This is a genomic window from Pseudomonas sp. (assembly GCF_032058845.1).
In the GTDB taxonomy this organism is placed as follows: Bacteria; Pseudomonadota; Gammaproteobacteria; order Pseudomonadales; family Pseudomonadaceae; genus Aquipseudomonas.
This window is the reverse complement of the sequence record NZ_DAMCCR010000124.1, coordinates 1-10,725: the sequence shown is the minus strand read 5'-3', so window position 1 is coordinate 10,725 and position 10,725 is coordinate 1. Positions and strand designations below refer to the sequence as shown.

Sequence of the window (10,725 nt, the reverse complement as noted above, 5' to 3'; positions counted from 1 at the left end):
ACCAGGGCGATGACTTCGTCTTTGCCCGAAGCACGCATGTTGTCGAGCTTCTTGCCCTTGGTAGGGTTGACGCCCAGGTCGTTGTCACGGCTGTTCTGACCGATGATCTGGCCGCCGTAGATTTCCTGGCCGTGCTCGACGAACAGCTTGCCGCGCGCCTGCAGGGTTTCCAGGGAGTAGGTCAGGGCCTTGCCGGTTTCGACCGACACCAGTACACCGTTCAGACGGCCGGACATCTGGCCGGACTTCATGGTGTCGTAGCGATCGAAGATCGAGGTCAGGATGCCTGCACCGTTGGTCAGGGTCAGGAACTGGTTACGGAAACCGATCAGACCACGGGCCGGGATGTTGTACTCCAGGCGCACACGGCCCTTGCCATCCGGAACCATGTTGGTCAGGTCGCCTTTACGCAGACCCATCTCTTCCATGACCTTGCCCTGGGATTCTTCAGGGATGTCGATGGTGACGTTTTCGAACGGTTCCTGCTTCACGCCATCCACTTCACGGATGATCACTTCAGGACGGCCCAGGGCCAGCTCGAAGCCTTCGCGACGCATGGTTTCGATCAGTACCGAGAGGTGCAGCTCACCACGGCCCGACACCTTGAACTTGTCTGGGGAGTCGGTTTCTTCAACGCGCAGGGCAACGTTGTAGAGCAGTTCCTTGTCCAGACGGTCCTTGATGTTACGGCTGGTGACGAACTTGCCTTCTTTACCGCAGAACGGCGAATCGTTGACCTGGAAGGTCATGGAAACGGTCGGCTCGTCGACGGTCAGCGGCTTCATCGCTTCGACGGCGGTCGGATCGCACAGGGTGTCGGAGATGAACAGCTCGTCGAAACCGCTGATGCAGACGATGTCGCCGGCCTGGGCTTCTTCAACGTCCACACGGTGCAGACCGTGGTGCCCCATCAGCTTGAGGATACGGCCGTTGCGACGCTTGCCGGCGGCATCGATGGCGACGACCGGGGTGTTCGGCTTGATGCGGCCACGGGCGATGCGGCCGACGCCGATGACGCCGAGGAAGCTGTTGTAGTCCAGTGCGGAGATCTGCATCTGGAACGGACCGTCACGGTCGACTGCCGGGGCAGGCACGTGATCGATGACCGCCTGGTACAGCGGGGTCATGTCTTCAGCCATGTCAGCGTGGTCCAGACCGGCAATGCCGTTCAGGGCCGAGGCGTAGACGACTTTGAAGTCCAGCTGCTCGTCGGTGGCACCGAGGTTGTCGAACAGGTCGAAGATCTGGTCCAGAACCCAGTCAGGACGCGCGCCTGGACGGTCGACCTTGTTGATCACGACGATCGGCTTCAGACCGGCTTCGAAGGCCTTCTTGGTCACGAAGCGGGTTTGCGGCATAGGGCCGTCCTGGGCGTCGACCAGCAGCAGCACGGAGTCGACCATCGACATCACACGCTCGACCTCGCCACCGAAGTCGGCGTGGCCGGGGGTGTCGACGATGTTGATGTGGTAGCCGTTCCAGTTGATGGCGGTGTTCTTCGCCAGAATGGTGATGCCGCGCTCTTTTTCCTGGTCGTTGGAGTCCATGACGCGCTCGTCGTTGAGCTCGCCGCGCTCAAGAGTGCCGGACTGACGCAGGAGTTTGTCTACCAGGGTGGTCTTGCCATGGTCGACGTGGGCAATGATGGCGATGTTACGCAGATTTTCGATCACAAGTGCATCTCGAGCAGAGGATTCGGTTGCCGCCTTTCAGGGCGGCCAAATAGGAAGCGATGAGGCTCAGTGGGCCCGCGGGTCGGGAGGGCGATGGCGGATGCTGCCGCCATACAGCCCTGGGGTCTTATGCCGGACGATAAACACGCACATTGGCATGTCCCTCACTGAGCAGGTGGTGTGCGTGCAAACGGCTCATCACACCCTTGTCGCAATAAAGCAGGTACTGACGCGTGTCATCGAGCTGCTTGAAGCGACTGTTGATGGCGTAGAACGGCAGGGCCTGGACGTCGATGCCGTCGATCTGCAACGGCTGGTCTTCCTGGGCATCAGGATGGCGGATGTCGATGACAATTTGACCGGGCAGCACCTGGGCCACCTCTTCGATCTCGATATCCTTGCCCAGCTCGTCGATCACGGTGTCGATCGTGACGAAGCGGGCGCGCTCCAGGGCGCGGTCCATGACGGCCATGTCGAACTGCTGTTCTTCATGAATGACCCGATCCCGCTTGGCGCAGGTGGTCGGGTTGACCGAAATCACGCCGCAGTATTCAGGCATGTGCCGAGCGAACTCGGCGGTGCCGATCTGGTAGGCGGTGTCGATGATGTCTTGCTTATGACTGGCCAGCAGCGGGCGCAGCACCAGTTTTTCAGTGGCCTGGTCGATGACCGACAGGTTCGGCAGGGTCTGGCTGGACACCTGGGAAATCGCTTCACCGGTGACCAGCGCGTCGATCTCGAGGCGATCGGCAACCTGGGTGGCGGCGCGCAGCATCATGCGCTTGAGGGTCACGCCCATGTAGCGGTCATCGACCTTGCCGAGAATCTCGCCGACCACTTCCTCGAACGGCACGCTGATGAACAGCACGCGCTGGCTGCTGCCGTATTTCTTCCAGAGGAAATGCGCGACTTCCATCACGCCGAGCTCGTGGGCGCGCCCGCCCAGGTTGAAGAAGCAGAAGTGCGTGACCAGGCCGCGGCGCATCATCTGGTACGCCGCCACGGTGGAGTCGAAACCACCGGACATCAGCACCAGGGTCTGCTCCAGCGCGCCCAGCGGGTAACCACCGATGCCAGGGTGCTGGTCGTAGATGACGTACAGGCGCTGGTTGCGGATTTCGATGCGCACCCGCACTTCGGGGTTCTTCAGGTCGATGCCGGCGGCGCCGCATTGCTGGCGCAACTGGCTGCCGACATAGCGGTCGACGTCCATCGAACTGAAATCGTGGTGCCCACCGCGTTTGCAACGCACCGAGAAACGCTTGCCGGGCAACAGATGACCGAAATGCTCGCGGCACTTGGCGACGATGTCGTCGAAGTCGCCCAGCGGATATTCCTCGATACGCAGGAAATGCGCGATACCCGGCGTGCAGCTCAGGCGCTCGATCATTTCGCGCTGTACCTTCTCGTCTTCGATGCGGGTGACCACTTCGAGATTGTCCCAGACACCCTCAACCGCGAGCTCGGGATCGAGGTCCTTGAGCACGGCGCGGATGTTCTTGCAGAGCTGGCGGATGAAGCGCTTGCGCACCGGCCGGCTCTTGATGGTGATTTCTGGGAAGACTTTGACGATCAGTTTCATGGTCACAGCGCGCGATGGGCTCACCGAAAAATGAGGGGCGCGGATTATATCGGAAATGTTCCGATGTTTGAGCATTTTTTGCACAGAATCTGCGTTCGCACGATACGAGGACCCTAGGCGAGCAACAGGACCCTGTGGAATCCAGAAGGCCCTGTGGGATCCACAAGACTCTGTGGAATCCACAAGACCCACCCTGTGGAATCCACAAGACTCTGTGGGAGCGGCTTTAGCCGCGATGGGTCGCGCAGCGGCCCCAATGGCCTCAATCACCTTCAACAGGATATTTCCGTACTGCCTGGGTTGGGGCCGCGCTGCGGCCCATCGCGGCTAAAGCCGCTCCTACGGGCGCACCTTATTGGTGCGCTCAACGCGATTTATGCTTCGAAGGAGTGCATCGATCGGTCAGCATGCCCCCTTGGATGCCCCAATCCGCCGCCTTTTATCCCACCCTCGCCATTTTCGGGCACTGGCATGCAAATTGCTCCCTTGTGAGGCAGGTACGCTTGGCCGACTATCCGCGCCCGGCAACACCCTTTTCCAGGCCGCGGCCAACCGCGTTCCAGACCCTCCGGAGGACACCATGTCGAAGTCGGTTCAACTCATCAAAGATCATGACGTCAAGTGGATTGATCTGCGTTTCACGGACACCAAAGGCAAGCAGCACCACGTCACCATGCCGGCTCGCGATGCGCTGGAAGACGACTTCTTCGAAGCCGGCAAGATGTTCGACGGCTCGTCCATCGAAGGCTGGAAAGGCATTGAAGCCTCCGACATGATCCTGCTGCCGGACGACGCCTCCGCCGTGCTCGACCCGTTCACCGAAGAGCCGACCCTGATCCTGGTCTGCGACGTGATCGAGCCGTCCACCATGCAGGGCTACGACCGCGACCCACGCGCCATCGCCAAGCGCGCCGAGGAATACCTCAAGACTACCGGCATCGGCGACACCGTCTTCGTCGGCCCGGAGCCTGAGTTCTTCATCTTCGACCAGGTCAAGTTCAAGTCGGACATCTCCGGCTCGATGTTCAAGATCTACTCCGAGCAAGGCTCGTGGATGACCGATCAGGACGTCGAAGGCGGCAACAAGGGCCACCGTCCTGCCGTCAAAGGTGGCTACTTCCCGGTTCCGCCGTGCGACCACGACCACGAAATCCGTACCTCCATGTGCAACGCCATGGAAGAAATGGGCCTGGTCATCGAAGTGCACCACCACGAAGTGGCCACCGCTGGCCAGAACGAAATCGGTGTGAAGTTCAACACCCTGGTGATCAAGGCTGACGAAGTTCAGACCCTGAAGTACTGCGTGCACAACGTCGCCGATGCCTACGGCCGCACCGCGACCTTCATGCCAAAACCGCTGTACGGCGACAACGGCTCGGGCATGCACGTGCACCTGTCGATCTCCAAAGACGGCAAGAACACCTTTGCCGGTGAAGGCTATGCCGGCCTGTCCGACACCGCCCTGTACTTCATCGGCGGCATCATCAAGCACGGCAAGGCCCTGAACGGTTTCACCAACCCGGCCACCAACTCGTACAAGCGTCTGGTACCGGGCTTCGAAGCCCCGGTCATGCTGGCCTACTCGGCGCGTAACCGCTCCGCTTCGATCCGTATCCCGTACGTGTCGAGCCCGAAAGCCCGTCGTATCGAAGCGCGCTTCCCGGACCCGGCAGCCAACCCGTACCTGTGCTTCGCTGCATTGCTGATGGCGGGCCTGGACGGTATCCAGAACAAGACCCACCCAGGCGATGCTGCCGACAAGAACCTGTACGACCTGCCGCCTGAAGAGGCCAAGGAAATCCCGCAGGTGTGCGGCAGCTTGAAGGAAGCGCTGGAAGAGCTGGACAAGGGCCGTGCGTTCCTGACCAAGGGCGGCGTGTTCTCCGACGACTTCATCGATGCCTACATCGAGCTGAAATCCGAAGAAGAGATCAAGGTCCGCACCTTCGTTCACCCGCTGGAATACGACCTCTACTACAGCGTTTGATCGAGTAGACGCGTCATCGACAACGGCCTTCTTCGGAAGGCCGTTGTTGTTTCAGCTGTCAGGGTTATCGGAACGGTCCTACAAGGAGGCGCCACCCGTACAGGGCACACTCAAACGCCCATTCCCTGAGGAATTTTTCCATGCGCCTCGCATCGCTCACCTTGCTGTTATCCCTCGGCCTGTCCGGCTGCGCCTCGCCCACCAGCGTCGCCACACCCCTCGATACCTTGCTCGACACCATCGAACGGCGGCTGGCGCTGGCCGATGGCGTGGCCCTGCTCAAATGGGACCAGAACCTGCCGGTACAGGATGCCGTGCGCGAACAGCAGATTCTGCTCAGGGTCCGTGAAGCGGCGACTGACTATGCCCTGGAGCCGCAGCGCGCAGCCGGCTTCTTCGCCGACCAGATGGAGGCCGGCAAGCTGGTGCAGTTCGCCCTGCTCAACCGCTGGGAACGCCAGGGCCAGGCACCCGACACCCCGCGCCTGGACCTCAAGACGGCCTTGCGACCGCAACTCGATGCCTTGCAGCACCACTTGCTCGAAAGCCTGCAGCAATTTGACCGGCAGCGCCCGGTGGACTGCGCCCTGGCGGTCGCCACTGCCGTGGCCGAGCGCTCGCGCGATGCACTGCATGAACTGGCCTTGCAACGCGCCGTCGGACAGCTCTGCGACCTGTCCTGACGCTGATTGCTCTATATTGGTGCACTGAAGGGGCTTGGGCCTGTGCACCGTGCCCTCTTTCAAACATGGCCTGCTTCGACCCAAGCATTAATCGCCCGATTTCAGGCCATCTTCTGAAAAAACCGCTTCTTTTCGGAGCCTTGGTTTGTTTCTTGCATTTTCTTGCTGCACGCCGAGCGCCCCCGCGCTCAATCCCTGGCCCTGACCGGGACATTCCTGCGCCAAGCGCGCCTGCCCCGCGGCAATAGAGGTCACCCCTGCCATGACCATCAGCGACGCGCAGCATCGATTGCTGCTGGACAACCTGACCACCGCCACGCTGCTGCTCAACGCCGACCTGCGCCTGGAATACATGAATCCGGCGGCGGAGATGCTGCTGGCCGTCAGCGGCCAGCGCAGCCACGGGCAGTTCATCAGCGAGCTGTTCACCGAGTCTGCCGAGGCGCTGAGCGCCCTGCGCCAGGCCGTCGAGCAGGCCCACCCGTTCACCAAGCGCGAAGCCCAGCTGACCTCGCCCAACGGCCAGAGCATCACGGTCGACTACGCCGTGACGCCGATCCTGCACCAGGGCACCACCCTGCTGCTGCTCGAAGTCCACCCCCGTGACCGCCTGCTGCGCATCACCAAAGAAGAAGCGCAACTGAGCAAGCAGGAAACCACCAAGATGCTGGTGCGTGGCCTGGCCCACGAGATCAAGAACCCGCTGGGTGGCATCCGCGGCGCGGCGCAGCTGCTGGCCCGCGAGCTACCCGAAGACGGCCTGCGCGATTACACCAACGTGATCATCGAAGAAGCCGACCGCCTGCGTAATCTGGTCGACCGCATGCTGGGCTCGAACAAGCTGCCGTCGCTGTCGATGACCAACATTCATGAAGTGCTGGAACGGGTCTGCAGCCTGATCGAGGCCGAAAGCCAAGGCGGCATCACCTTGGTCCGCGACTACGACCCCAGCCTGCCGGACCTGCTGATCGACCGTGAGCAGATGATCCAGGCGGTGCTCAACATCATGCGCAACGCCATGCAAGCCATCGCCCACAAGAACGAACTGCGCCTGGGCCGTATCAGCCTGCGCAGCCGCGCAGTGCGCCAGTTCACCATCGGGCATGTACGCCATCGCCTGGTGGCGCGGGTCGAGATCACCGACAACGGCCCGGGCATCCCCGCCGAACTGCAGGACACGCTGTTCTACCCCATGGTCAGCGGGCGCCCGGACGGCACCGGGCTGGGCCTGGCCATCACGCAGAACATCATCAGCCAGCATCAGGGGCTGATCGAGTGCGAGAGCCATCCAGGCCACACCACCTTTTCGATTTTCCTGCCGCTGGAACAAGGAGCCACCGCCTCATGAGCCGAAGTGAAACCGTCTGGATCGTCGACGATGATCGCTCTATCCGCTGGGTCCTGGAAAAAGCCCTGCAACAGGAAGGCATGGCCACCCAGAGCTTCGACAGCGCCGAGGGCGTGATGGGCCGGCTGGCCCGTCAGCAACCGGATGTGATCATTTCCGATATCCGCATGCCGGGCACCAGTGGCCTTGACCTGCTGGCCCAGATCCGCGAGGCGCACCCGCGCCTGCCGGTGATCATCATGACCGCCCATTCCGACCTCGACAGCGCCGTGGCCTCTTACCAGGGCGGGGCCTTCGAGTACTTGCCCAAACCCTTCGACGTCGATGAAGCGGTCGCGCTGGTCAAACGGGCGTACCAGCATGCCCAGGAACAGCAAGGCCTGGCGGCCCCTCAGGCACTGACCCGCACGCCCGAGATCATTGGCGAAGCGCCGGCCATGCAAGAGGTGTTTCGCGCCATCGGCCGCCTCAGCCACTCCAACATCACCGTGCTGATCAACGGTGAATCGGGTACCGGCAAGGAGCTGGTGGCGCATGCCCTGCACCGCCACAGCCCGCGCGCGGCCTCACCGTTCATCGCCCTGAACATGGCGGCGATCCCCAAGGACCTGATGGAGTCCGAGCTGTTCGGCCACGAGAAAGGAGCGTTCACCGGGGCTGCCAATCTGCGTCGCGGGCGCTTCGAACAGGCCGACGGCGGCACCCTGTTCCTCGATGAAATCGGCGACATGCCTGCCGATACCCAGACCCGGCTGCTGCGGGTGCTGGCCGATGGCGAGTTCTATCGCGTGGGCGGCCATGTGCCGGTCAAGGTCGATGTGCGGATCATCGCTGCCACTCACCAGAACCTGGAATCACTGGTGCAGGCGGGCAAGTTCCGTGAAGACCTGTTCCATCGCCTCAACGTGATTCGCATCCATATCCCGCGCCTGTCCGATCGCCGCGAAGACATTCCGGCCCTGGCCCGGCACTTCCTCGCCCGCGCGGCCCAAGAGCTGTCGGTGGAGCCCAAACTGCTCAAGCCCGAGACCGAAGCGTTCATGCGCAACCTGCCGTGGCCGGGCAACGTGCGGCAAATGGAGAACACCTGCCGCTGGATCACCGTAATGGCCTCGAGCCGCGAAGTGCTGATCGGCGACCTGCCACCCGAACTGCTCAACCTCCCGCAAGACGCCACCCCGGTGACCAACTGGGAGCAGGCCCTGCGCCAGTGGGCTGACCAGGCCTTGAGCCGCGGCCAGACCAACCTGCTGGACAGTGCGGTGCCGAGTTTCGAGCGCATCATGATCGAGACCGCCCTCAAACACACCGCCGGCCGCCGCCGGGATGCCGCGCTGCTGCTGGGCTGGGGGCGCAACACGTTGACCCGCAAGATCAAGGAACTGGGGATGAATGTTGCCGGAGGTGAGGAGGATGACGGCGAGGAACAGTAGCCGGCTGGTGGAACCGGTCAGGGTGTGACAGGTGGATCGCGGGTGCCTGCACGGGGTCGGCTTCGCGGCTCATCGCGACTGACCGGAGCGCCGGACCGGCCGCTCCCACCCGATCGCGTGAATGCCGGGTGCTCGGCGTATCCGTTGGAGCGACTTCAGTCGCGATGGCCGGCATAGCCGGCCTGATTCAGACCCCACGCCAGCAGGTGGACAAAGGGTGCAGCAAGGGGGCCGGCAACGCCGCCGATCATGGCTAACGCCCGCCCCGACCGCACGCTCCTGCAAAAATGGTGGCTGCCCGGCTCTGGTGCTCAACGGACTGTGTAGCGCGGCATGATCGTGAGTGAACACATTTTCGCGAGTCTCTGCTCCAGCGTTCGTCATTCATCGCGGATCACAGCCACAGATGCGCTAGCCTAGTGCCTCCTGCCGAGGAGGCTGCATGCCCGAGACCACCCGCCACCTGCACCTGCCCAACGGCCTGCACGTGACCCTGCGCCACGCCCCGCACCTGACCCGCGCCGCTGCGGCGATACGGGTGCGCGCCGGTAGCCACGACGCACCGGGGCGCTGGCCGGGGCTCGCGCATTTTCTCGAGCATCTGCTGTTCCTCGGCACGGCGCGGTTCCCACTCGACAACGGCTTGATGCGCTTCGTGCAAGGCGTGGGTGGGCAGGTCAATGCCAGTACCCGCGAGCGCACCACCGATTTCTTTTTCGAAGTACCGCCGGCGGCGTTCGCCGGAGCGCTGGAGCGGTTATGCCAGATGTTGGCCGAGCCAGATCTGGGCGCGGACCGGCAGTCGGCAGAACGCGAGGTCATCCATGCCGAGTTCATTGGGTGGTCGCGCGATGCCCAGGCCCAGCGTCAGTTCGCACTGCTCCAGGCCGTCTCGCCTGCTCACCCGCTGCGCGGTTTCCATGCGGGCAACCGCTACACCCTGACTGTGCCCTCGCCCGCTTTCCAGAACGCCTTGCAGCAGTTCCATCAACAGTTCTACTGCGGCGCGCAGATGACCTTGAGCCTGTGCGGGCCGCAGTCGCTGGATGCACTTCAGACGATGGCCGAGCGATTGGGCAGCCTGCTGGCGAAGGGGCCGCTCATCGTCCAGACACCAGCACCACCGCTGTTGGAGTCATCGCAACGCGCGGCCGCAGAGGTGGAAAACGGTCTGCTGTTCGCACATGAACACTTGCCCCAAGGAGCCGAGCCAGCGCTGGCGCTGCTGTTCCATTACCTCACCGATCCCAGCCCTGGCGGCTGGCTGGCCGAAATGCAGCGCCGCCACTGGCTGCAAGGCGCCAAAGCTCAAACGCTGTACAGTTTCGCCGGGCAAGTGCTGTGGCACCTTGAGCTCAATGCCAGCGTTCCTGCGATGACAGACGGGCTGCAAGCGGCCTTGCGCAACTGGTTCGGCTGGTTGCGCGATGTCGACGTCAACCAGCTCAATGCCCAGTTCAGCGCCGCACAACGGCGCAAAGGCCTGACCGCCAGCGCCCTGCACTGGGCACGCAGTGACAGCAGCGGTCAGCCGTTCGAGGGGTTGGATGGACAGGGCTTCGCAGCGCTGGGCCAGCTACTCGACGACCTTTCAGGCGAGGGCAGGCAGGCCTTTTCCCCCGAGCCATCGCTGCATCACGCTCCCGCCTCGAAGCCTGTCGTGACTGATGATCCTGCAGAGCACTGGGCCACCCCGGAGCGAGCGCCGGCGTATTCCGAGCTACCCTGTGACCCTCACGAAAGGGGTCACGCGCCCACCGCCCCCTGGCACCTACCCGAGCCCGAACCCTTGCTGCTCGACAGCCTGCCGCCCGCGGCTGGGCTGCCCATGACCGAAGCGCTGCACATCGACCCCACCCTGCCCAGCCATCGTCAGTTCGCCTGCTGGCGGCTGCGCTGGCATCTGCCCGGCCCTGAGCCAACGCTCGAGTGCGTGCTGAGGGAGGCACTGTCGGCCTTGCAGGCCCGTGCGGAGCAGGCGGGCGTAACGCTGCGTTTCGACAGCCTCGGCAGCCGGTG

The 10,725-nt window shown here is 63.0% G+C and carries 7 protein-coding genes; 5 read left to right on the top strand and 2 right to left on the bottom strand.

What is annotated here, in order from left to right; translation table 11 throughout:
- Window positions 1-1,673: translational GTPase TypA (gene typA, locus RT028_RS18045; RefSeq protein WP_312936511.1), on the bottom strand; the 1,673-nt coding region annotated here is incomplete at its 3' end.
- 127 nt (window positions 1,674-1,800) lie between these two features.
- Complete coding sequence (gene thiI, locus RT028_RS18040; RefSeq protein WP_312936509.1) at window positions 1,801-3,255, bottom strand: tRNA uracil 4-sulfurtransferase ThiI; 1,455 nt, start codon at window positions 3,253-3,255, stop codon at window positions 1,801-1,803.
- Window positions 3,256-3,835: 580 nt separating this feature from the next.
- Here thiI and glnA point away from each other — a divergent pair.
- The 5 genes from glnA to pqqF all read left to right on the top strand — a co-directional run.
- Window positions 3,836-5,242, top strand: a complete 1,407-nt coding sequence (gene glnA, locus RT028_RS18035; protein ID WP_312936508.1) for a glutamate--ammonia ligase — start codon at window positions 3,836-3,838, stop codon at window positions 5,240-5,242.
- A gap of 140 nt (window positions 5,243-5,382) precedes the next feature.
- The gene (locus RT028_RS18030; protein WP_312936506.1) at window positions 5,383-5,925 is read left to right on the top strand and encodes a chorismate mutase; all 543 of its coding nucleotides are present in this window, start codon (window positions 5,383-5,385) and stop codon (window positions 5,923-5,925) included.
- A 262-nt stretch (window positions 5,926-6,187) separates the two neighbouring features.
- Entirely contained in the window at window positions 6,188-7,273 is a 1,086-nt protein-coding gene (gene glnL, locus RT028_RS18025) for a nitrogen regulation protein NR(II) (protein ID WP_312936505.1), read from the top strand.
- The gene (gene ntrC, locus RT028_RS18020; protein WP_312936503.1) at window positions 7,270-8,706 is read left to right on the top strand and encodes a nitrogen regulation protein NR(I); all 1,437 of its coding nucleotides are present in this window, start codon (window positions 7,270-7,272) and stop codon (window positions 8,704-8,706) included. The genes glnL and ntrC overlap by 4 nt, the downstream gene beginning before the upstream one ends.
- A 442-nt stretch (window positions 8,707-9,148) precedes the next feature.
- Window positions 9,149-10,725: pyrroloquinoline quinone biosynthesis protein PqqF (gene pqqF, locus RT028_RS18015; protein WP_312936501.1), on the top strand; the 1,577-nt coding region annotated here is incomplete at its 3' end.

Excerpts from the sequence above, each read along its gene's own strand:
- thiI (WP_312936509.1), bottom strand. The coding sequence starts at position 3,255 with ATGAAACTGATCGTCAAAGTCTTCCCAGAAATCACCATCAAGAGCCGG.
- glnA (WP_312936508.1), top strand. The coding sequence starts at position 3,836 with ATGTCGAAGTCGGTTCAACTCATCAAAGATCATGACGTCAAGTGGATT.
- RT028_RS18030 (WP_312936506.1), top strand. The coding sequence starts at position 5,383 with ATGCGCCTCGCATCGCTCACCTTGCTGTTATCCCTCGGCCTGTCCGGC.
- glnL (WP_312936505.1), top strand. The coding sequence starts at position 6,188 with ATGACCATCAGCGACGCGCAGCATCGATTGCTGCTGGACAACCTGACC.
- ntrC (WP_312936503.1), top strand. The coding sequence starts at position 7,270 with ATGAGCCGAAGTGAAACCGTCTGGATCGTCGACGATGATCGCTCTATC.